The 26460-nt window shown below is 41.5% G+C and carries 24 protein-coding genes and 1 tRNA gene; 18 read left to right on the top strand and 7 right to left on the bottom strand.

Translation table 11 applies throughout. From position 1 onward, the window contains the following. The first annotated feature begins 32 nt into the window (after positions 1–32). The 7 genes from asnB to INP83_RS08410 are packed head-to-tail and all read left to right on the top strand — an operon-like array spanning position 33 to position 7962. On the top strand, positions 33–1805 hold the full coding sequence (asnB, locus tag INP83_RS08440; protein WP_219127064.1) for an asparagine synthase (glutamine-hydrolyzing): 1773 nt from the start codon (positions 33–35) through the stop codon (positions 1803–1805). Next, positions 1798–2919 (top strand): glycosyltransferase family 4 protein, encoded by a 1122-nt coding sequence (locus INP83_RS08435; protein ID WP_219127063.1) that lies wholly within the window; start codon positions 1798–1800, stop codon positions 2917–2919. The genes asnB and INP83_RS08435 overlap by 8 nt, the downstream gene beginning before the upstream one ends. Further along, entirely contained in the window at positions 2912–3775 is an 864-nt protein-coding gene (locus tag INP83_RS08430) for an ABC transporter permease (protein ID WP_146268759.1), read from the top strand. Before INP83_RS08435 ends, INP83_RS08430 begins: the two co-directional genes overlap by 8 nt. Before the next feature lie 7 nt (positions 3776–3782). Beyond that, complete coding sequence (locus INP83_RS08425; protein WP_219127062.1) at positions 3783–4946, top strand: XrtY-associated glycosyltransferase XYAG1; 1164 nt, start codon at positions 3783–3785, stop codon at positions 4944–4946. A 5-nt stretch (positions 4947–4951) separates the two neighbouring features. Next, positions 4952–5821, top strand: coding sequence for a glycosyltransferase family 2 protein (locus tag INP83_RS08420; RefSeq protein ID WP_219127061.1), 870 nt, complete (start codon positions 4952–4954; stop codon positions 5819–5821). Between the two features lie 6 nt (positions 5822–5827). Further along, the gene (locus INP83_RS08415; protein ID WP_219127060.1) at positions 5828–6379 is read left to right on the top strand and encodes a WcaF family extracellular polysaccharide biosynthesis acetyltransferase; all 552 of its coding nucleotides are present in this window, start codon (positions 5828–5830) and stop codon (positions 6377–6379) included. Positions 6380–6381: 2 nt separating this feature from the next. Then, on the top strand, positions 6382–7962 hold the full coding sequence (locus INP83_RS08410; RefSeq protein ID WP_219127059.1) for a hypothetical protein: 1581 nt from the start codon (positions 6382–6384) through the stop codon (positions 7960–7962). On the opposite strand, the gene obgE is transcribed toward INP83_RS08410, so the two are convergent. From obgE to INP83_RS08385, 5 genes are all read right to left on the bottom strand, one after another. Further along, positions 7963–8961, bottom strand: coding sequence for a GTPase ObgE (obgE, locus tag INP83_RS08405; protein ID WP_219127058.1), 999 nt, complete (start codon positions 8959–8961; stop codon positions 7963–7965). A gap of 128 nt (positions 8962–9089) precedes the next feature. Continuing rightward, a complete protein-coding gene (locus tag INP83_RS08400) occupies positions 9090–9854 on the bottom strand; it encodes a hypothetical protein (protein WP_219127057.1) in 765 nt (254 codons plus the stop codon). A gap of 138 nt (positions 9855–9992) precedes the next feature. Then, positions 9993–10565, bottom strand: coding sequence for an adenylate kinase (locus tag INP83_RS08395; protein ID WP_219127056.1), 573 nt, complete (start codon positions 10563–10565; stop codon positions 9993–9995). A gap of 60 nt (positions 10566–10625) precedes the next feature. After that, positions 10626–10699, bottom strand: a tRNA-Arg gene (locus INP83_RS08390). Between the two features lie 102 nt (positions 10700–10801). Then, complete coding sequence (locus INP83_RS08385) at positions 10802–11263, bottom strand: redoxin domain-containing protein (protein WP_219127055.1); 462 nt, start codon at positions 11261–11263, stop codon at positions 10802–10804. 200 nt (positions 11264–11463) lie between these two features. Between INP83_RS08385 and INP83_RS08380 the strand changes: the two genes are divergently transcribed. From INP83_RS08380 to atpC, 8 genes are all read left to right on the top strand, one after another. Continuing rightward, positions 11464–13884 (top strand): ABC transporter permease, encoded by a 2421-nt coding sequence (locus INP83_RS08380; protein WP_219127054.1) that lies wholly within the window; start codon positions 11464–11466, stop codon positions 13882–13884. Positions 13885–14022: 138 nt separating this feature from the next. Next, the gene (locus INP83_RS08375; protein WP_219127053.1) at positions 14023–14862 is read left to right on the top strand and encodes an ATP-binding cassette domain-containing protein; all 840 of its coding nucleotides are present in this window, start codon (positions 14023–14025) and stop codon (positions 14860–14862) included. A gap of 9 nt (positions 14863–14871) precedes the next feature. Beyond that, positions 14872–15669: a hypothetical protein gene (locus INP83_RS08370; protein WP_219127052.1), complete on the top strand. Its 798-nt coding sequence runs from the start codon at positions 14872–14874 to the stop codon at positions 15667–15669. After that, positions 15670–16044 carry a GntR family transcriptional regulator gene (locus INP83_RS08365; RefSeq protein WP_219127051.1) on the top strand — a complete coding sequence of 125 codons (375 nt, stop codon included), beginning with the start codon at positions 15670–15672 and terminating at the stop codon, positions 16042–16044. Between the two features lie 2 nt (positions 16045–16046). Further along, a complete protein-coding gene (locus tag INP83_RS08360; protein WP_219127050.1) occupies positions 16047–16787 on the top strand; it encodes a hypothetical protein in 741 nt (246 codons plus the stop codon). Between the two features lie 42 nt (positions 16788–16829). Next, complete coding sequence (locus tag INP83_RS08355; protein ID WP_219127049.1) at positions 16830–17810, top strand: NAD(P)H-quinone oxidoreductase; 981 nt, start codon at positions 16830–16832, stop codon at positions 17808–17810. Positions 17811–18003: 193 nt separating this feature from the next. Next, positions 18004–19509 (top strand): F0F1 ATP synthase subunit beta, encoded by a 1506-nt coding sequence (atpD, locus tag INP83_RS08350; RefSeq protein ID WP_146268770.1) that lies wholly within the window; start codon positions 18004–18006, stop codon positions 19507–19509. 98 nt (positions 19510–19607) lie between these two features. Beyond that, complete coding sequence (gene atpC, locus INP83_RS08345; RefSeq protein WP_117390887.1) at positions 19608–19853, top strand: ATP synthase F1 subunit epsilon; 246 nt, start codon at positions 19608–19610, stop codon at positions 19851–19853. A gap of 60 nt (positions 19854–19913) precedes the next feature. On the opposite strand, the gene INP83_RS08340 is transcribed toward atpC, so the two are convergent. Together INP83_RS08340 and INP83_RS08335 are read right to left on the bottom strand one after the other, a co-directional pair. Then, the gene (locus tag INP83_RS08340) at positions 19914–20606 is read right to left on the bottom strand and encodes an MAE_28990/MAE_18760 family HEPN-like nuclease (protein ID WP_219127048.1); all 693 of its coding nucleotides are present in this window, start codon (positions 20604–20606) and stop codon (positions 19914–19916) included. Beyond that, on the bottom strand, positions 20606–21718 hold the full coding sequence (locus INP83_RS08335) for a DUF262 domain-containing protein (RefSeq protein WP_219127047.1): 1113 nt from the start codon (positions 21716–21718) through the stop codon (positions 20606–20608). Before INP83_RS08335 ends, INP83_RS08340 begins: the two co-directional genes overlap by 1 nt. 449 nt (positions 21719–22167) lie before the next feature. On the opposite strand from INP83_RS08335, the gene ilvD reads away from it, so the two are divergent. The 3 genes from ilvD to ilvN all read left to right on the top strand — a co-directional run bounded on the left by ilvD (position 22168) and on the right by ilvN (position 26372). Next, positions 22168–23877 carry a dihydroxy-acid dehydratase gene (gene ilvD, locus INP83_RS08330; RefSeq protein ID WP_219127046.1) on the top strand — a complete coding sequence of 570 codons (1710 nt, stop codon included), beginning with the start codon at positions 22168–22170 and terminating at the stop codon, positions 23875–23877. Positions 23878–23968: 91 nt separating this feature from the next. Beyond that, positions 23969–25723: a biosynthetic-type acetolactate synthase large subunit gene (gene ilvB / locus INP83_RS08325; RefSeq protein WP_219127045.1), complete on the top strand. Its 1755-nt coding sequence runs from the start codon at positions 23969–23971 to the stop codon at positions 25721–25723. Positions 25724–25766: 43 nt separating this feature from the next. Continuing rightward, on the top strand, positions 25767–26372 hold the full coding sequence (gene ilvN / locus INP83_RS08320) for an acetolactate synthase small subunit (RefSeq protein ID WP_117390892.1): 606 nt from the start codon (positions 25767–25769) through the stop codon (positions 26370–26372). Positions 26373–26460: the final 88 nt, after the last annotated feature.

The following is a 26460-nucleotide window of genomic DNA, read 5'->3' as shown; positions in this document are numbered from 1 at the left end:
TACGGAGCGAAGCTGTGTTCAACCCCTAAGATATGTGCAGGATAGCAGGGCTGGTAAATCCCCTAAGTACCGGAACCGAAAAATACAAGGTTAAAGCTATGTGCGATGCTCTACGGCATGGCGGCCCCGATGATGAGGGTATCTATGCAAGTAATGATGGCGGTGTCATCTTTGGCCATCGCAGGCTATCTATTATTGACCTCAGCGCCAACGGTCATCAACCTATGAGTGATACTCATGACAGGGCAGTTATCACGTTCAATGGAGAGATTTATAATTACATCGATCTAAAACAAGAGTTGCTTACTGCAGGTGCAACATTTAAAACCAACAGTGACACCGAAGTAATATTGCAGGCCTATCTTAAGTGGAACACCTCGGCTTTTGGGAAATTAAGGGGAATGTTCGCTTTTGCATTACATGATGTGATAAGCGGTGATGTTTATCTCGTAAGAGACACAGCCGGTATAAAACCTTTGTATTATCATATCGAAGATAAGCAATTGGCATTCGCTTCGGAAGTGAAGGCTTTTAAAGCGGGCGACATTGCTCATGCAAATAATCATAACTGGCCGGTATATCTGTTGGCTTATGGGCATTTGCCGGAGCCGTATACAACCTTACAAAACGTTTACAGCTTACCTAACGGACATTACCTGCATTGGCAGCAAAGTGGAGCCTATAGTATTAAAGGTTATACCACCGATAAAAGTTATAATCGGGTGAACGATAAAGAAGAAGCAAAAAATGGTATCAATGCTACTTTCAGAAGTGCCATAAAGCGCCAACTGATAGCTGACGCGCCTATTGGCGTATTCCTCAGTGGTGGGGTAGATTCAAGTCTTATTACCTTACTTGCCGCTAAGGAAGTGGAACAGCTTAAAACAGTCTCCATCTTTTTTAACGAAAAGCAATACGATGAGCGCGCTTACCAGCAAGCAGTTTTAGATAAAACTAAAGGTGATAACTTTACCTACCTGGTAAAGCAGGAAGAGTTTGAACAAAACTTTGCAGCGATCGTAAAGGCTATGGACATGCCAACCACTGATGGCATCAATAGCTGGTTCATTAGCAAATATGCAAGGGAAGCAGGTTTAAAAACAGTATTATCCGGCATTGGTGGCGATGAGCTTTTTGGCGGTTACCCATCGTTTGATAGGATCAAATACCTCTCATATTTAAGAAAAATCCCTGCGGGTATAATGCAACTGTTCAATTTAGCAGGGTCACCTGGATTGAAGCGGCTATCTTACCTTTCGCTCGAAGGTGATAATGCTGATTATCTTGCACTTAGGGGACTATTCTCACTGAACGAGATACCCCGGTTATTGAATGCGGACCAAAAAGAAATTGAAGACATTTTAGCCTGTGAAGGAAATAGCGAAAATTTACCTTACGATAAACTTAAAGCCGCCAAGCTGGAAACAGGGCTTTACATGCAAAATCAATTACTGCGCGATACGGATATGATGAGCATGCAACACGGCCTTGAGGTTAGGGTGCCGTTCCTTGATGAGGATTTCGCTGCTTACGTAGAGTCGATCGATCCGCATGTTAGGTTCGCAGATGGTAATAAGCAGCTCCTGATAAATAGCTTTAATAACCTGTTACCGGCTGCCGTTTGGCAAAGGCCAAAAATGGGCTTTACCTTCCCTTTACAAAAATGGATGGCAGCAAATAAAAATATTTGCAACACTGATAATTATAATAGCAGCTTCGCCAAGAAAAAAATCGCTGATTTTAAAGCGGGAAAGCTGCATTGGGCAAGAGCCTTCGCCTTATATCACACACAAAAACATGTCTAAAAAGATAGTTCTCTTTTCTTTACAGACTTTTAGCGATACCGGCGGTATTCAAAAAATGACCCGCACCCTATCGCATTCATTACATAATATTTGCAGCCGGAAGCATTGGGATTTTAAATTCGTGTCGTTGTACGATAAGGATGCTGATCTGATGGATCAGTATATCCCCGCAGGCAGTTTTAAGGGCTTTGCCCGAAAGAAGATCAGGTTTATGCTTCAAGGCGTGTTATTCGCCGAAAAACCTGACGTTGTGATATTAAGCCATATAAATCTGGCTGCTGTCGGCGTTTTAATAAAGTTTTTTAGTCCTAAAACAAAGATCTGGCTTGTAGCACATGGCATTGAAATGTGGTGCCCTTTATCTCCGTTAAAGCGGAAATTATTGGAAAAAAGTGATAAGATATTGTGCGTAAGCAGATTCACCCTTTCGCAAATAACAAACCGCCACCATTTAACAACGGATAAATGTGAAGTACTGAATAATGTGCTTGATCCTTTTATGCAACTGCCAGCAGATTTAGTTAAACCAGATTATTTGTTGCATCGCTATGGTATAAAAGAAACCGATCAGGTTATATTAAGCCTTACACGCCTCTCGTCATTTGAACAATACAAAGGGCATGAAAAGGTAATTAAAGCCGTTGCTAAGCTGAAAGAAAAATATCAAAATCTTAAATACATATTAGCCGGCAGATACGATGAACTGGAAGAAGAAAGGATCAAACAGCTTGCTTTAAAATATAACATCCAGGACCGGGTAATACTTACAGGCTTTATTGACGACAAAGAAATATCTGATCATTTCTTAATTGCAGATCTGTTTGTACTGCCAAGCAAAAAAGAAGGTTTTGGGATCGTGTTTATTGAAGCACTTGCTTGCGGATTACCGGTTATTTGCGGCAACGCAGACGGAAGCGTTGATGCTGTAAGGGACGGCGAACTTGGAATAGCTATCGACCCGGACAATGAGAAAGAACTGGAGCATGCTATTGCAGATTATCTGGACAAACCGCTTACCAATGCTAAACGAAGGGATCTGCAGCAAGAATGTCTTACACACTTTAACGAAAGAAATTACAGTAAGAAAATTGAAAGTATGTTGAGCAATGACTGATATTGAAAACGAACATTGGGACACCATAATTGAACCTCGCGGCAGCCTTCTTGATCTTAAGCTCAAAGATGTCTGGCAATACCGAGACCTGCTGGTGCTGCTTGTCCGCCGCGACTTTGTAGCATTCTACAAGCAGACCATATTAGGCCCCATTTGGTTTTTTATACAGCCGGTTATCACAGTTGTTTTTTACACATTCGTTTTCGGGAATCTTGCTGGCATACCAACAGATGGTGTTCCTAAACCTCTTTTTTACCTGGCTGGTACTATCCTCTGGAATTACTTTGCAGATTGCCTCACCAAAACATCAACCGTATTCAAAGATAATTCTGCTTTGATGAGCAAAGTTTATTTCCCGCGTCTGATAATGCCACTAAGTGTTGTAGCATCAAACCTCATACGTTTTGCAGTGCAGTTGGTGTTATTCATCGCCGTTGCAGTATTCTATTTTATAAAAGGTGCAAATATCGAAGTAAATATCTACGCGTTGCTTTTCCCTTTCCTGGTGGTATTAATTGCCGCACAAGGGCTGGGGTTAGGGATGATCATTTCAGCAGTAACCACAAAATATCGAGACCTTGCGTTTGTAGTAACCTTTGGTGTGCCATTGTTAATGTACGCTACTACAGTTATTTACCCGTTATCGGAAGCAGAGGCAAAATTTCCACGTTATAGTTGGGTAATTAAATATAACCCGATAACAACGATCATAGAAACCTTCAGATACGGTTTACTTGGGAAGGGCAGTTTTGACATCGGTCTGCTGGCCTATTGTACAATAGCTACCGTTATTACATTGTTAGTAGGAGTAATAATTTATAACAAGGTTGAGAAAAACTTTGTTGATACGATATAAAAAAACATTGAAAATACTGCACGTAACCGCATCTTACAAACCGGCGTATATCTATGGCGGCCCTATCATGTCGGTAAGTGCGCTTTGCGAGGCATTGGTCGAAAACGGTATCAACGTTGAAGTTTTAACTACAACAGCGAATGGAAGCCAGGAATTATCGGTAAAACCTGGGACGCCAGAAATGGTAAATGGCGTGCCGGTTACATACTTTAAACGCATCACTAAAGATCATACTCACTTTTCACCTTCTCTGTTAAAAAACCTGCGTGCAAAGGTTAAAGATTATGACGTAATCCACATCCATGCCTGGTGGAATCTGGTCTCGGTATTTGCAGCACTTATAGCTACAAGAAATAATGTGCCGGTTATATTATCACCGCGAGGAACTTTAAGCTATTATAGTTTTTTAAATCGAAATAGCTTTAAAAAGAGGCTAATACATCATCTCCTCGGCAAAAAGTTGCTTCGCAACTGTCACATTCACGCCACGGCCCAAAGTGAAGCTTTTGCCGTAAACAAACTCATAAAGCCGCTAAGCAGTACGGTTATTCCTAACTTTGTGAAACTGCCCTGTCAGCTGACTTTTAAACGAACCTTCGATGAAGCATCGCCCATTAAACTTCTGTTTTTCTCTCGTATCGAAGAAAAAAAAGGATTGGATCTACTGCTAAAGGCACTTCCCAAGCTAAATTTTCAATTTAGTTTAACCATCGCTGGCACCGGCGATCCAGAGTACATCAAATCCCTTAAAAGTCTTATTTCCGACAACAATATTGGCCAACAAATAAGCTGGCTTGGTTTTGTTACTGATGATAAGTTTGATGTGTTAAATGATCATGATTTGTTAATCCTCCCTTCGTATGACGAGAATTTTGGTAACGTGGTCATTGAAAGTTTAAGCGTTGGCACACCTGTGTTGATAAGCGACAAGGTTGGCTTAGCGGATTATGTTGCAGACAAGGATATGGGATGGATATTCAAGATTAACACCGACAATTTAAGCGATAAGCTTAACGATATATGTGCTTTGTATAAAAGTAAGTTTGACGTTATCAGTTCCAAAGCTCCTGATATTATCAGAGATGATTTCAATATTGATAAGCTGGTATCTGAATATCTAAGTATGTACAATAACATAGCAACGGCACCTGTAATTCAAGAAATAGCATAATAACTTTGGCTGAAAGTTTAGACATTATCATACTAACCTATAACGAGGAAAAAAACATTGAGGCTTGCCTTAAAAGCACGTTGCCTCTTAATTCCAACATCTATATCGTAGACTCCGGCTCAACAGATAACACGCTGGCGATTTGCAGGAAATTTACAGGCAATATTTTTGATCACCCGTTTGAAAACTATGCGGCACAGCGTAACTGGGCGCTTGCTAACCTGCCTTTGCAAGGCACCTGGATATTTAATGTTGATGCAGACCACCGCATAAGCGAGGAACTTGCACTCGAGCTAAATGCTATTTTATCTACCCAAACCGATGCCGATCTGAATGGTTTTCTAATAAGCCGCCGCACCATTTTTATGGATAAGTGGATAAAGCACGGCGGCCATTACCCTACCTACCATGCAAACATGTTTAGGCGTGGATACGGGAGCTGCGAGGATAAACTCTACGACCAGCATTTCCTCGTAAATGGCAGAACAAAGATCTTAAAGGGCGATATCATCGACATTATTACCGATTCTATAAACACTTTTGTAACACGGCATAACCATTGGGCCACACTCGAAGCACAGTATCAGTTTGCCAAAAAAAATAAACCGGATAGCACTGAACTGATACAACCAAAGTTTTGGGGTAATCCCATGCAACGCAGGCGGTATCTAAAAAACAAGTATGAGTCGTTTCCTTTATTTGTTAGGCCGGTAATTTATTTTTTGATCAGGTATTTTATAAAGCTTGGGTTTTTAGACGGTAAAACCGGTTTTGTTTTTCATTTTTTACAGGGTTTTTGGTTCAGGATGATGATCGATATCAAGGTGTATGAATTACAAAAAATAAATAGCAAACCTTACGAATTAAAGGCTTGACGATAAATGCAGCAAACAGATCTTTCAAAATATAATAACCATCCTTACCGTCCCGGTGCAAATGCTTTCAAGCGCTTACTTTGGTATTATGTAAATATCGTTTTCATCAATAGTGCATGGTTACCGGTAAGCGGTTTTAGGATTCTGCTGCTTAAAGTCTTTGGCGCCCGCATTGGCAAGGGCGTAAGGCTAAAGCCACGCGTTAACATTAAATATCCATGGCATTTGCAAATAGGTGATAACTGCTGGATAGGTGAAGGCGTTTGGATAGATAATTTAACAACCGTTACCCTCGGCAACAATGTTTGCTTATCACAGGGTGCTGTTTTACAAACCGGCAGCCATAACTATAAAAAATCGACGTTCGATCTCATCATTGGCCCTATCACCCTTGAGGATGGTGCTTGGATCGGGCAAAATACCGTTGTCAACAAAGGCGTTGTTGTAGGCAGCCATGCTATACTCACCAGTGGATCTGTCACTACCAAAAATCTCGACGCCTACGCTATCTACCAGGGTAACCCCGCCATAAAGGTGCGGGCCCGTCAAATACAATAACTATGTTTCTCCGTTCCGGCTCTGCTTATAAGATCATACTTTCTATCACATTTATATTAACTGCAATACCATGTGCATTACTACTGTTGCATCCTGCGGCTATCTTTCCTGATGCATCCTGGGGTTTCCAGGTCTGGCGCAGCATGCAAAATGGAAGTGGCTTTAATATGATAACACAGGTAAGCCACACAAATATTGCAACTAATGTGGAAGAATTTAAATCCTGGTGGTCGCCGGGCCAATATCTTGTGCCGGGAGCGTTTCAGAAACTTTTTGGGCTCGATCTGGGTCATGCATCATCACTTACCACTATCATTTGTCAGTTCTCCGGCCTGGCAGGCCTTTATGCTTTCTTTAAAAAGGCAGGCTTCAGCAAATTCATCAGTGCTTTGTCTATCCTCATCATCGCCCTGCAGCAGTCTTTCTTAACACCTTTCATATTTTATAACGGCGGGGAGGTTTTGCTATTTGGCTTTATAGGCTGGTTTTTGTACGGATGCTTGTCATTTACAAAGCCAGGCATTGTATTGGTAGTTTTCGTTTTGATATCCGGGTGGGTCGGCTTTTTTGCTAAATCATCCTTTTTATGGATGTACGGTGCCGGATTATTATTTATTTGTATACAACTGTCAAAACATACAAGAGAGATAAAAACGTGGCTTGTCAATGGCTTTTGGATAGGCGTGCCGGCGGTAATTTCGTTCGCTGTAATTTACCTCACATACATTTCCAGAGGGATTAATCCATCATCAGCATCGGGTGGTTTGGATTTCAGTTTAAAAGTATTTGCCTTTCCTTTGGCTTCGCCACTATTGGCCGGCTTTTCATTTGATGATATGGCCAATGGCTTTATATTTCACAATGATGCGGTAATCTTCAGCTCGGGGCAAGCGGTAGCTATAATTGCCATTTTAGCTATCGTAAGCCTGTTACTTATTTACTTCATCTGTAAAAAGGTGCCGAATAAGCGGTACGCGGTATTACTGGCAATATTTTATGCTGCGGCAGTATTATTCTTCGGCTCGGCTTTTTTACGTAAACTGGATATATCTTTTGAGGCCAGGCACTTCCGTACGGTAGGCTTGCTTACAATCCCCGGTGCCGTTTACCTGTTTAGCCGCGCTGCAAAAGTCTACCGTATAGCATTTGGCTTAATGGTAGCCTTTACAGCTTTCTTTGGTTTAAAGTTCTATATTTTATCGCACATAGCACTAAGAACAGAAGCAGTTTACAGCACCAGCGGCATAGCGCAACAGTTTGCTGATAAGGAAACTATGGATTATCTGCGAATGCTGGATAACCATAACAACAATGCAGTATTCGTATTTTTTAGCCCGGATATGGGATTAGAGATCAATCATAACCGCAGCATCACCTTAGATCCGCTCGGTAGGGATATTAGTATTAATATGGATGATTATACCTACAAAAGACATGGAGGACCGGTTTATATTCTAATGCCGCATAATTACATTGGCATACGCGCTAATGTTCTACTCAAATGCTTCCCCGGTTACAAAGGTTTTTCTCTTAAAGAGCTAAGCGACGATTACGTGCTTTACTACGCAACAGAAGCCAGGTAACTATTTATTGATCTCTCTCCAGAGCAAGTCCTTAAGCTCGGTGATCCCTTTCTGTGCCACCGCCGATATAAAGATGTGCGGTACATTCTTCGGCAATTCTTTTTCCATTTCTTCCTGCAATTCCTGGTCAAGCATATCAGCTTTGGTGATGGCTAAAACACGCGGCTTGTGCATCAGTTCCGGATTATACTCGTTAAGCTCATTTAACAGGATATCATACTCTTCTTTAATAGTGCGGTTAGTATCGGCAGGTACCATAAACAGCAGCGTAGAGTTACGCTCGATATGGCGAAGGAAACGGATACCTAATCCTTTTCCTTGTGAAGCACCTTCAATAATCCCCGGGATATCGGCCATTACAAAAGAGCGGTTATCGCGATAGCTTACAATGCCCAGGTTAGGAATTAACGTGGTAAAGGCATAGTCAGCTATCTCCGGCTTAGCGGCAGATACTACCGAAAGCAAAGTTGATTTACCCGCATTTGGGAAACCCACCAAACCTACATCAGCAAGTAGTTTAAGCTCTAAAACGTTCCAATCCTCACGGCCGTCTTCACCAGGTTGCGCAAAACGGGGCGTTTGCTGGGTTGGTGTTTTAAAGTGCCAGTTACCTAAACCACCACGACCGCCAGGAGTAATTATTTTGGTCTCGCCGTCAGCGTTTATCTCAAAAAGCACCTCGCCTGTCTCTGCATTGCGGGCAATGGTACCCAGCGGCACTTCTAATATTTCATCACGGCCGGTTTTACCTGAGCGCTGCGAACTGCCTCCGGATTCGCCGTCACCGGCAATAACGTGTTTACGATATTTAAGGTGAAGCAATGTCCATAACTGCGCATTACCTTTTACAATAACATGCCCGCCACGGCCACCATCGCCGCCATCGGGGCCGCCCTTTGCTGTAAAAACATCACGGTGCAAATGCGCAGAGCCCGGCCCGCCATGGCCCGAGCGACAGCAAATTTTTACGTAATCAACAAAGTTAGATCCCTGAGACATAAGCAAGTAAATTAAAGTTTTTTAAGTGATAACTTCTCATTTGACACAAAATAAACCAAATAAGAAGTTATTAATGTACTTATTACCGAATATATGGTGGGATGATAATTACGAAACGGAATCAATTGTTAAAAACTCCATCTGTTTCCATATTCGATAGCTTTAAACCTAAGAAAACCGTTGGTAACTTTAACCGAATTTTTATCCTTGTCAAATAAATTCACCTCAAAGATTGCTTCTATCATAACAGAAGGCGCTCCGTACAGCAATTGATCCCCCTTAAGTTCTGTGATTTTTTTAATCCTGAACATCGACCCCTTTTGATCTTGTGCCGTTAATGTTGGCTGATCATATATCTCTGACTGGGTGTTTGACTTTAACGATCCAAAACTTATTGCAATGCCCTGTTCTTTGCCTTCACGCTCAAAGTCTGTCGCATATTGGTAATCTCCTACCTTATAAAAATCCTCGTTAGTTTTAGGCAGATAAAAGCTACCCATCTTTACCACATCTAATTTATTGTTGTTTCTGATGAAAGAAAACTTTATGACACCTGCTTTGTTTTGCAATACTGCCTCATAAGCCGAATAATACTGAACGGAATCAGGACTTCCTACCCAATAAGTATTACCCCGCCCAATATAAAATTCACCAGGCGTAGTGGTTGGCTTCAAATTGGTGCCTTTATTACCGAACTCGTTAAATGTGTAAGATGTCGGATTCAGCAAGTTTATATACGACTTTCCGTTTAGGGTAAACGATACACTATCTTGTATTGTGCTTTCCCCTACCGCCAAATCAGTTTTGGATGGAGTGACCGTATCGCTTTTTTTACAGGAAATAGCAGTGAGTGCGATAAGTGCAATCGATAAAAAAAAAGAAAAAAATTTCATATGATAAGATTATCTAGGTGTCTGACAGATTGATTGATGAATGGTTTAGTTATCACATGCCTTTTAAAACATAGACATCCTAAAGAGTCAAAAAACTTGCTGCTCTGAAATTTAAACACGAAGATTTGCCCCAAACAATCAGTATGCGTCTATAACGTCATTAATAGAGTCGAAGATGCCATCTATTGAACCTATGCCGTTAATGCTTGTAAACTTATTTTGCTTTTGATAAAAGCCTGCAACAGGTGCGGTTTTATCGTTATATTCTTTAATACGTTTGCGGATAACCTCGGGGTTGGCATCGTCCGGGCGACCGGATGTTTCACCGCGCTTTAATAAACGCTGCTCCAGCTCCTGGTCATTAACTTCTAAAGCGATCATGCCTGATATAGCTGAACCTTTAGATGCTAAAAGCTCATCCAATGCCTCTGCTTGTGCTACCGTACGCGGGAAACCATCAAAAATAAAGCCCTGCGCATCTTTGTTAGCATCAAGCTTATTGCTTATCATGCCAATAACAACCGCATCTGGTACTAATTGGCCCTCATCCATCAGCTTCTTTGCTTCAAGGCCAAGCGTGGTGCCTTGTGCAATTTCGCCGCGTAGCAAGTCACCGGTTGAAAGGTGAATAAGGCCAAATTTTTCGATAAGTTTTTGTGATTGCGTACCCTTCCCGGCACCGGGCGGACCAAACAGTACTAAGTTAAGCATCCCTTTGTGATTAAAGTTAAAAGCCTTTCTGTTGTTATACGGAAAGGCTTAAAATTTGAGTGCACTTGTAGGGATTCGAACCCCAAACCTTCTCATCCGTAGTGAGATGCTCTATCCAATTGAGCTACAAGTGCGCTGTACTATGTAAAACCGTTATTGTCTCACCAATAACGTCCCGTTTTTTACGGACTGCAAAAATAGAATTTTCTTATATCCGCTGCAAACTTTTTTATCAATTACTTTAATTTTTCTTTGATAGCCTCAAAGTTCGGTAAGTTGTTAGCATCCTCAAGCACCTCAGCGTAAACCACTTGCTGGTCTTCATTGATAACAAAAGCAGCACGTTTAGAAACGCCTTTCATTCCAAAAAAGAACTCATCATACAGAGCTCCATAGGCTGAAGAGGCTTCTTTATTAAAATCAGACAGCAATGGGAATTGGTATTTTTGCTCCTCTTTAAACTTAGCAAGCGTGAAAGGCGAATCAACCGAGATACCCAACACTTGTGCGTTAATGCCTTCGTAAAAGCCAAAATCATCGCGCATAGTACAAAGCTGCGTAGTACATACTCCTGTAAAAGCCATCGGAAAAAAATGAAGCACCACCTTTTGTCCTTTAAAATCCGCCAACGATACTTCCTTCAACTCCGTTGAAACTAATTTAAACTGAGGGGCTGCCTCTCCTATCTGTATTGCCATGTTGCTGTTTTTATGCAAAAGAAAGTGTTAGACGCATATTTCAGTAACATTTTCTAAAATATATTTTAGAAGACCGTTTGATATAACTAAAATTTTAGTTTAACTTTATTTAACATCTTGATGTTTGTGTGAATACTACTTTTATAAAACGTAAAATAATCAGCTATAAGCATCGCCTGCAACACCTAACACCAACTGTTATGTTCAAAAACCTTGTAAAAATTGCGTTCAAAAATCTGCTCAAAAACAGAGGCGTAACCCTCATTAACATATTTGGATTAGCCCTGGGGCTGGCAAGTTGCCTGCTGATTGTGTTTTACGTGGTAGACGAATTAAGTTTCGACAAGTTTAATACCAACGCCAACCGTATTTATCGCGTTAATACTGATATCAGCTACGGCGGCAACGCAAGCTCTTACGCTATCGGCCCGCCCCCACTCGCTGCCGAAGCAGTTAACAAACTGCCACAAGTACAAAAGGCTGTTCGCATAACAACTGCCACCGAAGTACGCTTTAAAAAAGGTGTGGAAAACATCAGTGAGCCAAAAGTAGCCAATGTTGATTCTACCTTTTTTGATGTATTCACCTTTCCTATGCTTCACGGCGATCCGCACAAGGCACTTGCAGAGCCGCATAGTATTGTGTTGACAGAACGTGCCGCTTTAAAATACTTTAACACCACTGATGCTGTTGGCCGCGTGCTAACTATGGCTAATAATAACGAGAACTTTAAAGTAACCGGTGTAATAGCCAACATGCCCGAGCAATCGCATTTTAATTATGACTTCCTGATATCAATGAGCACCAACGAGGGCAGCAAGGCCAACGTTTGGAACAGCTTTATTTACAGTACCTACTTGCTTGCCCGCCCGGGAACTGATGCTACTGCATTGAATAAAAACTTGGACGCACTTTTTCAATCGCATTTTGAAAAACAGCCGGGTTTTAATAAACAGGCCTTTGCCAAAAACGGTAATTATGTGCGCGTAAACCTCACACCGCTTACTGATATCCACTTACGCTCTAACAGGCAATACGAGTTGGGTACCAACAGCGATGTTACCTATGTGTACATATTCTCAAGTATTGCATTATTTATATTGTTGCTGGCTTGTATCAATTTCATGAACATTTCTACTGCTCGCTCGGCTAACCGTGCCCGCGAAGTAGGTGTACGTAAGGTACTGGGCTCGCCGCGCAAAATGCTGATCTTTCAATTCCTTACGGAATCTATTTTGGTAACGCTGGCTGCAGCGATAATTGCTGTGCTTGCGGCTTGGGCATTGTTACCTGCATTTAATAACATAGCGGGCAAAGCATTAAGCATAAACCTGCAAACCATTAAATGGTTATTACCCGCCGTATTCACAATAGTGTTAACTGTGGGCGTATTGGCAGGTGCTTATCCTGCTTTTTATCTGTCGGCTTTTCAACCTATTGCCGTTTTAAAAGGCAAGTTATCAAACGGCTTTAAGGGCAGTTTGTTACGCAATAGCCTGGTGGTGGTGCAATTCTCAGTATCTATCTTTTTGATCATCGGCACCATTGTGATCTACAACCAGTTAAATTATATACAGCAAAAAGATCTCGGTTATGACCGCAGCCATGTGCTGGTTATAAAAAACACTTTAGGGGTAGAAAACGCCAGAGCACTTAAAAACGAATTAAAGCAAATTACAGGTGTAAACAATGCATCGCTAAGTGGTTTTTTACCCACCGGAACCCTAAGGCAGCCTAATTCAGTATTTAAAAGCCGCACACCGGTACCTAAAAATGCAGTATTTACAGAGATATGGCCGGTTGATGAGGATTATCTGCCTACCATGAGTATGAAGTTATCGCAGGGCCGAAATTTTGAAGAAGGCAATATTTCCGATTCATCAAAAGTGATCATCAATGAAACCGCCGCCCGTGCACTGGGTTACGCGGCTAATCCCATAGGTAAAAGCCTTTACTACGAGCCGGAGCGCGGCGAGCGCGATACCGCTGTAAGAGAGCTTAAAGTAATAGGTGTGATCAAAGATTTTAACTTTAAATCCCTACGTGACAATATTACCCCGGTGGTGATGATGCTGCAAAGTAATAACAACGCATTAAGCGTTAAACTACAGGGCGCTGATGTAAAACACTTTCTGCCACTAATTGAGGCAAAATGGAACAAAGCATCTCCAAATCAACAATTTGAATATTCTTTTATGGGCGAGGATTTTAACGCCGCCTACCGCACCGAGCAGCGCACAGGTCAGCTTTTTCTGGTCTTCGCTACCTTAGCCATTGTTATTGCAGGGTTAGGCTTGTTTAGCCTGGCCGCTTATGCTGCAGAGCAACGCAACAAGGAGATAGGCATACGCAAGGTACTGGGTGCAAGCGTATCATCCATTGTAAGTATGCTATCTAAAGATTTTATAAAACTTGTTATGCTGTCATTCCTGATAGCTGCACCGCTCGCCTGGCTGGTGATGCACAAATGGCTGGATGGTTTCGCCTATCGCCAAAGTATACAATGGTGGGTTGTTGCCGTGGCTGGCGCAGGGTCTTTGGTTATTGCCTTTGCAACTATCAGTACCCAATCATTTAAAGCCGCAGTGGCTAATCCGGCGGAGAGTTTGAAGAGTGAATAAAACTTCTATGTAATTCTTATCTGTAATTAATTACAGATAGCAACCTATCGATTGTTCCAAAGAAAAAATTTCAAAAAACTCTTTGAAATATCAAATTCAAATTGAACATTTGCAGTGTACTACTTAACTAATACACTAATGATACAATTTGATAATTTATCCTTCGGTTATCCAGGTAAAAAATTATTGTACGAAAACCTTACGCTTTCAATTCAAAGAGGAAGCATATACGGCCTATTAGGGAAAAATGGAGCAGGCAAGTCTACCCTCTTGAAGAATATGGTGGGCACGCTTTTTCCGGTGACGGGGTGCGTAATAGTAGATGGTATTGAACCTAAAACCCGAAGACCATCATTCTTGCAAACTATATATTACATAGCCGAAGATGTTTATGTGCCAGCCCTGACTATTAAAAAGTATAAAAATTTATTTGCTCCGTTCTATCCTTTATTTAACGAAATCAATTTTTACAGCTATTTAGAAGAATTTGAGGTTAATGTTAATAGCAAGTTGAATAAATTATCTTTCGGTCAGCAGAAGAAATTTGTGATAGCATTCGCTTTAGCTTGCAACACCAGGGTGCTATTAATGGATGAACCAACCAACGGACTTGATATCCCTTCTAAGTCTCAATTCAGAAAGCTTATTGCTTCTGTGATGGATGAAGATCGAACGATATTCATATCCACGCACCAGATACGCGATCTGGAAAATATGATCGATAAAGTAATGATCGTGGATAACGGCAAACTGCTTCTTCATGCTTCAATAGCTGAAATTTCGGAAAAGCTTTGCTTTAATACAGTTAGTGATATACCTGCAGATCTAAATGTATTGTACGCAGAAAAGATGCTGCGCGGCACATCTATCATTACGGAAAATATAACCGGTGAGGATACAGCGATCAATCTCGAACACCTGTTCAATGGAGTTACGGAAAACCAGGAGATGGCTAAAAAACTATTTCCACTAAATTAACTTCACATTATGAACGATACCTTTAACCTAACCCGTTTTGGGTTACTTTTCAAAAAAATTATTTTGGAGCGCCCAATGCAGTTGATTGGTCTCACCGGCCTCATATTAGCCTTTACGCTAATTATATATTCACTGGTTTTATACAGTATCGATTACAATCCTGCACAAAACCTATCTTTTATTTGGGGCCTTACCGGAGGTGGAACAGTTTTATCAGCATTTGTGTTCAACTACTTTAATACAAACGCCAGTGGAGCAACTTACTTAACCCTACCCGCTTCTGTATTAGAAAAATGGTTGTGCGGAGTTATTATTGCCGGCGTATTATTCCTTTTTATTTTTTTAGTTTTTTTCCGCTTGATGGACCTCGCTTTTATAACTTCTTACCGTAATGGCTTAGACCATCATAGTCCATTGTATAAAAAGCTTTATGATCATGTTTACATCTATCCCTTCCTTGGCAATAATGTTGCAGAAAAGGTATTTGTAATGTGGGCCAATTTTTCCGGGGCAATGCTACTCGGCTCATTATATTTTAACCGGATTGCGATCGTCAAAGTCGCACTTTCGGTTTGTGGTATACTGGGAGTTATTTACTTCCTTAATTTGGCTGTTGCTTCGGCATTGTTTAAAAACGTAGATGTAGCGTTCCCTTATTATACGGTATTGATAAAAGTAAGATCGGAAGTCGGCGTTATAAATTTGCCACGAAGCGCAGGCAAAGCTTCAGATATTTTTATTTATTACCTAATGCCCGCAACGCTATGGGCTACCGCTTTTATAAGGCTGAAAGAAAAAGAGATTTAGATGGATTTTAGAGAAAAACAAGCGATATACCTGCAGATAGCCGAATATGTGTGCGATCAGATATTACTTGATAAATGGCCACCGGGAGAAAAAATACTGAGTATCCGGGATCTGGCAGTGATGATGGAAGTGAACCCAAATACTGTACAGCGGGCATATGATTTTCTACAGCAGCAATATATTATAACAAATAAACGAGGTATAGGATACTTTGCAGATGAAGATGCGATAAACAAAGTTATTGCTTTGAGAAAACAGCAATTCATAGAAACTGAATTGCCTCTGTTCTTCCGCAATATGTATCTTCTTAAAATCCCGGCTTCTGAGATAGCGGAACGTTACAGTCAATTTATAAAACAAAACTTTAAAGAATAGCAATGAAAAATAAACCACGCTTTAAACTAAGCAACATCATTGTGTCAACACTTTTAACTATTCTCTTTGCAGGAATTTTCCTGGCTAACATAGCCATGAAAAACGTTTATGAAAAAATAGATAAAAATGATCCATACTGGAATTACACTCCTGTTTTTGAGCAACCATACAAACACCTGAAAATAGAAGGTGGTAACATAACTCAGATAATTTTCCAACCAAGCAAAAAATATTCGTTAAGGGTACTTAACGATTGGCAGGAATATGAAAAGGATGTTACATTTAAGACGTTCGTGAAAGACGACACACTGCATCTGATTTTTCCAAACAAATACAAGACCTTAAACGAACGGGATTGGATGAGCCGTACGGTTTTGGTTAGGCTTTTCGCTCCGCAATTGCTATCGGTAGACGGAAACAACACCAATTTTGAAATTGAAAAACTGAAGCAAGCAAACATCACTATCAACTTAAGGGGTAAATCGCATCTCGAGGTAGAAAGTGATAATCGAAGGTTTGATACAGTAAACATTTCGCAAGCAGATTCTAGCCAGGTTATGTTTGAAATGTCACCAGAAACCAAGGGCAGTAAAAGCATGCAATTTGGGTATGTGAACGCGCAGTTAAAAGACTATACGATATTAGATATAGGCCGCGGCTATGCTAATAAACTCAATTTGGATATTGCCGATAGTGCAGCTATCATCCTTTCAGGTAAATCAGTTAAAGCAATGCATAAGTAGCACACTCAAAACCAGAAGGTGGCCGTAAACGTTCACCATAACATGAAAGCCATCGTTATTACCCAACCCGGCGCGCCGGATGTTTTGCAATTGCAAGAGCGGCCTTTACCCGTCATTAAACATAATGAGGTGCTGATCAAAGTGAAAGCATCAGGCGTTAACCGGCCCGATGTTGCGCAGCGCAAGGGAAATTACCCGCCACCTGAAGGCGCATCGCCGGATATACCAGGGTTGGAAATTGCCGGTGAAATAACGCAAATAGGAAAAGAGGTTACCCGCTTTAAAATTGGGGACAAGGTTTGCGCCCTTGTAAGTGGTGGTGGCTATGCGGAATTCTGCGCCGCGCCGGAAGGTCAATGTTTGCCTATCCCAGGTAACCTTACCTTTGGGGAGGCGGCTTCGCTGCCGGAAACCTTCTTTACCGTTTGGAGCAATGTTTTTGACCGCGGCAAACTACAACCCGGCGAATCGTTGTTAGTGCATGGTGGCAGCAGCGGCATCGGCGTTACAGCAATCCAAATGGGCGTTGCGCTCGGCAGCACAGTTTACGTTACAGCAGGTAGTGAAGATAAATGCCGGTTTTGCGAGGAATTAGGCGCACTAAAAGCCATCAATTACAAAAAAGAAAATTTTAGCGAGCAAATAAAAGAGCTCACCAATGGTAAAGGCGTAAACGTGATATTGGATATGGTTGGTGGTGATTACACCGATCAAAACCTGCAAATACTGGCTGAAGATGGTCGCTTGGTATTGATCAATACCATGAAAGGCAAAGACGTTGCCTTAGACCTCTCCCTCATTATGCGCAAACGGCTGACTATTACTGGATCAACCCTACGCAACCGCGATGTAGCTTTTAAAGCCGCTATCGCATCCAACCTTGAAAAGTACGCCTGGCCGTTGATCGCTTCCGGAAAGATCAAGCCTGTCATTTACAAAACCTTCCAAGCGGCAGAAGCTTCCGCTGCCCATCAACTGATGGAAGGCAGTACGCACATGGGCAAAATAGTTTTAAGCTGGTAGTGCTACAGTACGGGTAGCCTGTAAAATACCTGTTACAACTGATTGCGCAACGTGCTGGTTGTAAGCCGATAAAAAGTTGACACAAGTGTTTAATATTTTAGTAATAAAGCTTAACTTTGCGCCTCTGAAATAGCAGTGCTTTGTATAAACACTATCTGTTTCATTTTAAATTCTTTAAAATACCAGGTTATATATGCCAAACATTGGAAAAATATCAAGGATCATTGGTCCGGTAGTGGACGTTAGCTTCGCTGATGAGGCACATCTTCCTAAAATTTATGACGCTCTCGAGATCACAAAAGAGAACGGTCAGAAAGTTGTTTTAGAAGTACAACAACACTTAGGTGAAGATCGTGTACGTGCTATCGCGATGGACTCAACTGATGGTTTATTACGCGGAATGCCGGTTTTAGATACTGAAGCTGCGATTAAAATGCCTATCGGCGATAACATCAAAGGCCGCGTATTCAACGTGGTTGGTGATGCTATCGATGGTATCCCTAACCTTGAGAAAACCAATGGTCGCCCTATCCACGCAAACCCTCCGCGTTTCGAAGATCTTTCTACAGAAACTGAGGTATTGTTCACCGGTATCAAAGTTATCGACCTTTTAGAGCCTTATGCTAAAGGTGGTAAAATTGGTTTGTTTGGTGGTGCTGGTGTAGGTAAAACCGTATTGATCCAGGAGCTGATCAACAACATCGCAAAAGCTTATGCCGGTTTATCAGTATTTGCAGGTGTAGGTGAGCGTACCCGTGAAGGTAACGACTTACTTCGCGAGATGCTTGAATCGGGCATTATCAAATACGGTGATGCTTTTATGCACTCTATGGAAGAAGGTGGTTGGGATCTATCTAAAATTGATACCGAAGCCCTTAAAGATTCAAAAGCAACCTTCGTTTTTGGCCAGATGAACGAGCCTCCTGGTGCACGTGCACGTGTGGCGTTATCAGGTCTAACTATTGCAGAATATTTCCGCGATGGTGATGAAGATGGTAAAGGCCGCGATATATTATTCTTTATCGATAACATTTTCCGCTTTACCCAGGCAGGTTCTGAGGTATCGGCACTATTAGGCCGTATGCCATCAGCGGTGGGTTACCAGCCAACTTTGGCAACAGAGATGGGTACCATGCAAGAGCGTATCACTTCTACCAAACGTGGTTCAATCACTTCGGTACAAGCGGTATACGTACCTGCGGATGACTTGACCGACCCTGCGCCGGCTACAACCTTCGCCCACCTGGATGCTACTACTGTACTTTCACGTAAAATTGCCGAGTTAGGTATCTATCCTGCGGTTGACCCTCTGGATTCAACTTCACGTATCCTTAGCCCAGCCGTATTAGGTGATGAGCACTACAACACTGCACAACGTGTTAAAGAGATCCTTCAGCGCTACAAAGAACTTCAGGATATCATCGCGATTTTAGGTATGGACGAGCTTTCTGAAGAAGATAAACTGACTGTAACCCGTGCTCGTCGTGTTCAGCGTTTCCTTTCTCAGCCGTTCCACGTTGCCGAGCAGTTCACCGGTTTGAAAGGTGTATTGGTTGATATCAAAGATACCATCAAAGGTTTCAACATGATCATGGATGGCGAAGTTGACGAATACCCAGAATCAGCATTTAACCTTGTAGGTAGCATTGAAGATGCTATTGAAAAAGGTAAAAAATTATTAGCTGAAGCGAATAGCTAAGTAGCAAGTATACAGTATCAAGTAGCAAGATCTTTTCTGGCTACTTGATATCAAAATAATTACTTGATACTCGATACTAACTACTTGATACTACAAGCATGACTTTAGAAATTCTTACACCCGATAAAAAAGTATTTGAAGGCGAAGCCAAATCGGTTACCCTGCCGGGCACTTTAGGTTTTTTTGAAATATTAAATAACCACGCACCTATCATCTCAACTTTAAACGACGGCAAGCTGACTGTAAGAGGCGCTACCGAAGAAGTATTTTTTATCAAAGGTGGTGTAGTTGAAGCTTTAAACAATAAGGTAACCGTTTTAGCTGAAGGCATTACACACAAGTAATCAAAAAAATTTTCTTTATGAAAAAGCCCGGGCAAATGTCCGGGCTTTTTTTGTTATTTACTATGGTGCCGCAACTGCCAACTGCAAATCAAAAATATTGTCATAATCTTTTCTTTCAACCTGATACTTTTTCAACGTTGCATCATTCTCTATAGAAGTTTTTAAAAATTCCATAAGAGATAACACGTCATCATAAAAGTTCAGAAAAGTTCCATAATCGAGTATTTTATATTCTCCATGGGCAATATGATTTCTTGTATCAACCAAATCGTTTATTAACGATTTTTTTCCTTCTATATGAGTACTGTCTATGTCCAAAATGAATAGTATTTCCTTTAAAACACTAAATGTTAAATTGGATTTTGTATTGATTATATTTCTTTTAGGTATATTAGATTGAGAATTAAACTTGTTAAGTATAAAATCAATTATTTTTACGCGATTTTCAAAATCAGCGCTTGCCAAGTCACCAATCTTGTTTTGCAGAGATAAAGCAATGAATTTCGTATTCAGTTTATAATGTTTCAAAAATCTTTTAGAAACAAATTCTAAGTAATAAGACATCGTCAATTTGACGAAACCTTCCCAGTGAGCATATAATAATGGAAGCGCAGCTCTCAGCATCGCAGATTGAACAGTATTTTTTTCTGTTGGGATAAAATTTTTAACAAGAAGAAGTTCTTTGCGTCGCCATCCGAGTTCATCATACAACTTATTTGATAAACTATCGTATGTATATAAATCCTTTGCCATTATTTTTTGAAGTATTCTTTAGCGAAAGGCAGTATGTTGGGTATTCTTGTCTTAGCATTTGAACCAGACCCAGTATACTTTCTAAAATGTTCTTCAGTATGAAGATTTTTAATTTTCGCTCTCAAAAAATCAATATCATCAGGTAACTTATAACTGCTTAAATTAAATGCTACTCCAACAGATACTGCCTCATAAGCCGACTCCAAAAACTTTCCTTTGAAAACATTCCCGTCAAAACGTTTAAATACATTGTCGCCTTCCAACTTATTCAATAAGTCAAAAGTACCCACAAACTGTTCACTAAATTTTTCCAGAGGATAACCCGGCTCAGATAAAATCAACTCTGTAATATCATCAAAAAAATCACTCAATTCTTTTTTGGGAGAATAATCGAAATGTAATAAAGCTATATGTCTCAAAACAAGCTCCATAGGATACTGCTCATCAGTGAGCCTATCAGACAAAGATGTAGTTTCTACAAACGCTTCGTTCTGTGATAATGCTTTAAACCATTCAAATTTTGGTTTATTAATCATTATCATGACACTATTCCGAACTTCTTGATCAGACGCGTAACTACCCCCAGTATTTAGCCTTTGAAATACTTCAAACTTTGCATCTTTACCAGAACCACTTAAAATTATTGAAAAATTTAGTTTTGCTCTTTTGATAAACAGTTTTAAAGATGGTGGTAACTCTTTTTCATCAGCATTTTTGACCTCCCAAACAGAATTTTCTAAACTTGGTAAATATTTTGTCCCTTTTAAAACAAGCTTGCCTTTTGCTGGGACTTCAGGAATTACGGGTAATTGCCCTCCCATAAACTGTATTAAGGTGCTAATTCTTTGAAGGCCATCTACTACTTCCCAAATACCATCGTCACGTTGAAAAACAAAAATTGGCGGAACGGGAATACCCAATATAATTGATTCAATCAACTTTGTTTTTTGCAAATCAGTCCAACGAAAATATCTTTGAAAATCAGGATTAATTACTATTTCACCTTTTTCATATAAGTTCAATAACTCGCCAATAGACATACTATAATTATCAGTTCTAAATTCTGATCTTTTTTTGTCTACTTCAGCTAAAAGTTTTTCCTCAAGATTCATATACTATTGTGATTTGTTTATTCTGCAAAATATAAAAAACCTATCTAAAATCATTTAGCAATTAAATATAATGCCATCCTTACACAACTCACTAAGAGTAACACCATCATTTAAAACAGACCCTTATTTTATCTCCCGCAAATCAACTATTATCTCCACAGTTCCCCATTTCACGCCGAATTTTCAAAACTTACTATGCACGCATAAAATTTGTACCGAATACCGTTTTGAATTTTGGTATAGTAGTTAAAGAATTATATTCTGTATAAATTATATAAATAAGAATATAAATAATAAAATAAGATTTATATAGAATAATGTTCTAAATAAAAAAATCAGTTGCTTGCTATTGTGTTTAAAAACGCCGATCCCTAACTTACAGAAATGAAAAACAACCCGCTAAGCCGGGGACTAAATTAAACGCTTAAGGCACATTGCCATTACATAATATGAGTTTGCAACAGGATACCTTAAACGCTGTAGAAATAAACAAATACAGCAAAACTTTTACGCAAGACCCTACTCAACCCGCAGCACAGGCTATGCTCTACGGCATTGGCTTGACCGACGATGACATGAAGAAGGCACAAGTAGGTGTTGCCAGCATGGGTTATGATGGCAATACCTGTAACATGCACCTTAATGATCTGGCACAACTTGTTAAGCAAGGCGTTTGGGACAGCGATATGGTAGGCCTTATCTTCAATACCATTGGCGTTAGCGATGGCATGGGTAATGGTACACCGGGTATGCGCTACTCATTGATCAGTCGCGATGTTATTGCCGATTCAATTGAGGCTATTACCGGTGCACAATATTATGATGGTCTGATTGCATTGCCGGGCTGTGATAAGAACATGCCTGGCTCTATTATAGCTATGGGCCGTTTAAACCGCCCTTCTATTATGGTATACGGCGGTACCATCCACCCGGGGCATTGGAAAGGCGAAGATCTTAACATTGTATCGGCTTTCGAGGCCTTAGGTAAAAAGATTGCCGGCACCATCACTCCCGAAGATTTTTTAGGTGTGATCAAAAATGCTTGTCCAAGCGCTGGCGCATGTGGTGGTGTTTACACCGCCAATACCATGGCTGCAGCTATCGAGGCTTTAGGCATGAGCTTGCCGTATTCATCAAGCAACCCTGCATTGAGCGATGAGAAAAAAGCTGAGTGTTTAGCAGCGGGTAAAGCTATTCGTGTGTTGTTAGAGAAAGACATCAAACCAAGCGATATCATGACCCGCAAAGCATTTGAGAATGCAATGGTGGTTATCATGGTATTGGGCGGCAGCACCAACGCGGTATTGCACATGATAGCGATGGCAAAAAGCATCGGCGTAAAAGTAACGCAGGATGATTTCCAGACCATCAGTGATCGTATACCGGTACTGGCCGATATGAAGCCGAGCGGTAAATACATGATGACCGACCTGCACAATGTCGGTGGTGTGCCAGCAGTTATGAAATACCTGCTTGAACAAGGCATGCTACACGGCGATTGTTTAACGGTTACCGGTAAAACCATAGCTGAGAACTTAGCCGAAGTACCGGGATTGGACTTCAGCAAGCAGGATATCATCTGGCGGGTTGAAAAACCGGTGAAAGCTACCGGTCACCTGCAGATCCTTTACGGAAACCTTGCAGAAGGCGGCAGCGTAGCCAAGATCAGCGGTAAAGAAGGCGAGCGTTTCTCAGGCCCTGCCCGCACATTTGATGGCGAGTTTGATCTGATAGATGGTATTACTAATGGTCGTGTTAAAGCAGGTGATGTTGTGGTTATTCGCAACGTTGGCCCTGTTGGCGCACCGGGTATGCCCGAGATGCTGAAACCGACCTCGGCCATTTATGGGGCCGGTTTAGGTGCGTCGGTAGCGTTAATTACCGATGGCCGTTTCAGCGGTGGTACACATGGTTTTGTGGTAGGCCACATTACACCTGAGGCTTACAAAGGTGGTGTTATTGGTTTAGTACAGGATAACGATCTGATAGAGATCGACGCTACCACAAATAGCATCAACCTTAAAATATCTGACGAAGAATTGGCAGCCCGCAAAGCTGCCTGGACACAGCCTGCATTAAAAGTAAGCAAAGGGCTTTTATACCGCTATGCCAAAACGGTAAGCAATGCAGCCGAAGGTTGCGTAACGGATGAATTTTAGAATGCCCCCTACCCTCTAAAGGGGAAATAAAAGGGCATTAACGATAAACAATTAAACAAACACTCCCCCTTTAGGGGGGACGGGGGGCTTTATGGAAACACAAACAATCACACAGGAGATCAGCGATGCTAAGGCCGAAACGGCTAAAGCGCAGGCGGTAGAATTATCAGGCTCAGAAGCTTTATTAGAGGCACTGATAGTTGAAGGTGTGGATACCATTTTTGGTTATCCGGGTGGTGCAATTATGCCTATCTATGATGCACTTTATGACTACAGCGAAAAACTGAACCATATCCTGGTCCGTCATGAACAGGGCGGTATCCACGCCGGCCAGGGCTATGCGCGCAGCTCCGGTAAAGTAGGCGTTGTGTTTGCTACCAGTGGCCCCGGTGCTACCAACCTGGTTACCGGCCTTGCCGATGCACAGATAGACAGCACTCCATTGGTTTGTATAACCGGGCAGGTATTTGCGCACCTTTTAGGTACCGACGCCTTCCAGGAAACCGATGTGATCAATATCACCACCCCTATTACCAAATGGAACTACCAGGTAACTGATGCTACGGAGATTCCTGAAGTGCTTGCCAAAGCCTTCTATATCGCGCGCAGCGGAAGGCCAGGCCCGGTGTTGATAGATATTACTAAGAATGCACAGATCCAGAAATTCAACTACGAGGGTTATACACCTTGTAACCATATCCGCAGCTACAGGCCAAAACCTATTGTTAGGCCGCAATATATTCAGCAGGCTGCAGAGCTGATCAACAGCGCTCAAAAACCATTTATCATTTGGGGCCAAGGCGTTATTTTGGGGGAGGCCGAAAAAGAATTTAAAGCCTTTGTTGAAAAAAGCGGTATCCCTGCAGCATGGACCATCCTTGGCGCGGGTGCCATCCCTACAGATCATCCGCAAAATGTGGGTATGCTGGGCATGCACGGCAACTACGGCCCTAACGTTTTAACCAACGAATGCGATGTATTGATAGCGATAGGTATGCGCTTCGATGATCGTGTAACTGGTCGTTTGGATAAATACGCTAAACAAGCCAAGGTTATCCACCTGGATATTGACCCTGCCGAGATAGACAAAAACGTAAAATCAACCGTACCGGTATGGGGCGACTGCAAAGAAACCATCCCAATGCTTACGCAGCTAATTGATAAACGCGAGCATACCGATTGGTTAAACACTTTTAATGAATATACCCGCCAGGAAATTGAGCAGGTTATCCACGAAGAGTTAAATCCTTCTACCGAGGAAATGACCATGGGTGAGGTGATCAAACATCTTAATGAGTTAACCAACGGCGATGCTGTTATCGTAACTGACGTTGGTCAGCACCAGATGGTGGCTTGCCGTTATGCCAAGTTCAACAAAACCCGCAGCAACGTTACCAGTGGTGGTTTAGGTACAATGGGCTTCGCTTTGCCCGCTGCTATCGGCGCTAAATTCGGTGCGCAAGATCGCGAAGTGGTTGCCATCATTGGCGATGGCGGTTTCCAGATGACCTTGCAGGAGTTGGGTACCATTATGCAATCTGGCATCAATGTTAAGATTGTTATACTTAACAACCGTTTCCTGGGTATGGTGCGCCAATGGCAGGAATTATTCAATCAGCGTCGTTACTCGTTCGTGGATATCCAAAGCCCAGATTTTGTAACCGTTGCTAAAGGATATGGCATTGCAGGTAAATCAATATCAGACCGTGGCGAACTGGAAAGTTCATTGAAAGAAATGCTGGCTCACGAAGGCTCATTCCTTTTAGAAGTTTTCGTTACTAAAGAGAATAACGTATTCCCGATGGTACCGCAAGGTTGCAGCGTAGCAGAGATCAGGTTAAAATAAAGGCCCCCTACCCCCCTGAAGGGGGAACTTAAAAACTAAGACAATGGAAATCCAGGAAACTGATAAGCAGGAATTTAACATCACGGTTTACACCGAGAACCAGATAGGGTTACTAAACCGGATAGCTATTATATTTACCCGTCGAAAAATAAATATCGACAGTTTGAACACATCTCCATCAGAGATCGATAGTATTCACCGTTTTAATATCGTGATCACAGAGTCGGAAGAGGTGGTGCGCAAACTTACCCGCCAGATTGAGAAGCAGGTAGAAGTATTAAAAGTATACTACCATACCAATGCTGATGTAGTTTGGCAGGAAATGGCGCTGTACAAGGTGTCTACAGATGTAATTGCCGAGAAAGTAAGCGTAGAGCGTTTGTTGCGCGAAAATGGTGCGCGTGCGGTAACCATCCGTAAGGATTATACCGTGTTTGAGGCAACCGGCCACCGCGAGGAGACCGATAACCTGATCAAGATCCTTCAGCCTTATGGCTTGATCGAATTTGTACGCAGCGCCCGTGTAGCAATCATTAAAGACAGCGAGGGCTTCAACAGCAAACTGCGCGAGTTTGAACGCCTTGAACCGGGCGAAGAGGTAATTGAGAACGAATACCTGAATAAAGGGCAAAAGGTGTTTACGATGTAAGGATCAGAATTTACAGGATTTAAAAATTCACAGAATCCTGCATGGCTGAAAAATGAAAAAGCTTCATAATTTTAGAATTCTGTAAATC

This window comes from Mucilaginibacter sp. 21P, assembly GCF_019331605.1.
Taxonomy (GTDB): domain Bacteria; phylum Bacteroidota; class Bacteroidia; order Sphingobacteriales; family Sphingobacteriaceae; genus Mucilaginibacter; species Mucilaginibacter achroorhodeus.
This window is presented reverse-complemented; position numbering and strand designations above follow the sequence as displayed.

Coding starts and splice junctions, on each gene's coding strand:
- asnB (WP_219127064.1), top strand. CDS start 33: ATGTGCAGGATAGCAGGGCTGGTAAATCCCCTAAGTACCGGAACCGAA.
- INP83_RS08435 (WP_219127063.1), top strand. CDS start 1,798: ATGTCTAAAAAGATAGTTCTCTTTTCTTTACAGACTTTTAGCGATACC.
- INP83_RS08430 (WP_146268759.1), top strand. CDS start 2,912: ATGACTGATATTGAAAACGAACATTGGGACACCATAATTGAACCTCGC.
- INP83_RS08415 (WP_219127060.1), top strand. CDS start 5,828: ATGCAGCAAACAGATCTTTCAAAATATAATAACCATCCTTACCGTCCC.
- INP83_RS08410 (WP_219127059.1), top strand. CDS start 6,382: ATGTTTCTCCGTTCCGGCTCTGCTTATAAGATCATACTTTCTATCACA.
- obgE (WP_219127058.1), bottom strand. CDS start 8,961: ATGTCTCAGGGATCTAACTTTGTTGATTACGTAAAAATTTGCTGTCGC.
- INP83_RS08400 (WP_219127057.1), bottom strand. CDS start 9,854: ATGAAATTTTTTTCTTTTTTTTTATCGATTGCACTTATCGCACTCACT.
- INP83_RS08395 (WP_219127056.1), bottom strand. CDS start 10,565: ATGCTTAACTTAGTACTGTTTGGTCCGCCCGGTGCCGGGAAGGGTACG.
- INP83_RS08385 (WP_219127055.1), bottom strand. CDS start 11,263: ATGGCAATACAGATAGGAGAGGCAGCCCCTCAGTTTAAATTAGTTTCA.
- INP83_RS08380 (WP_219127054.1), top strand. CDS start 11,464: ATGTTCAAAAACCTTGTAAAAATTGCGTTCAAAAATCTGCTCAAAAAC.
- INP83_RS08375 (WP_219127053.1), top strand. CDS start 14,023: ATGATACAATTTGATAATTTATCCTTCGGTTATCCAGGTAAAAAATTA.
- INP83_RS08370 (WP_219127052.1), top strand. CDS start 14,872: ATGAACGATACCTTTAACCTAACCCGTTTTGGGTTACTTTTCAAAAAA.
- INP83_RS08365 (WP_219127051.1), top strand. CDS start 15,670: ATGGATTTTAGAGAAAAACAAGCGATATACCTGCAGATAGCCGAATAT.
- INP83_RS08360 (WP_219127050.1), top strand. CDS start 16,047: ATGAAAAATAAACCACGCTTTAAACTAAGCAACATCATTGTGTCAACA.
- INP83_RS08355 (WP_219127049.1), top strand. CDS start 16,830: ATGAAAGCCATCGTTATTACCCAACCCGGCGCGCCGGATGTTTTGCAA.
- atpD (WP_146268770.1), top strand. CDS start 18,004: ATGCCAAACATTGGAAAAATATCAAGGATCATTGGTCCGGTAGTGGAC.
- atpC (WP_117390887.1), top strand. CDS start 19,608: ATGACTTTAGAAATTCTTACACCCGATAAAAAAGTATTTGAAGGCGAA.
- INP83_RS08340 (WP_219127048.1), bottom strand. CDS start 20,606: ATGGCAAAGGATTTATATACATACGATAGTTTATCAAATAAGTTGTAT.
- INP83_RS08335 (WP_219127047.1), bottom strand. CDS start 21,718: ATGAATCTTGAGGAAAAACTTTTAGCTGAAGTAGACAAAAAAAGATCA.
- ilvD (WP_219127046.1), top strand. CDS start 22,168: ATGAGTTTGCAACAGGATACCTTAAACGCTGTAGAAATAAACAAATAC.
- ilvB (WP_219127045.1), top strand. CDS start 23,969: ATGGAAACACAAACAATCACACAGGAGATCAGCGATGCTAAGGCCGAA.
- ilvN (WP_117390892.1), top strand. CDS start 25,767: ATGGAAATCCAGGAAACTGATAAGCAGGAATTTAACATCACGGTTTAC.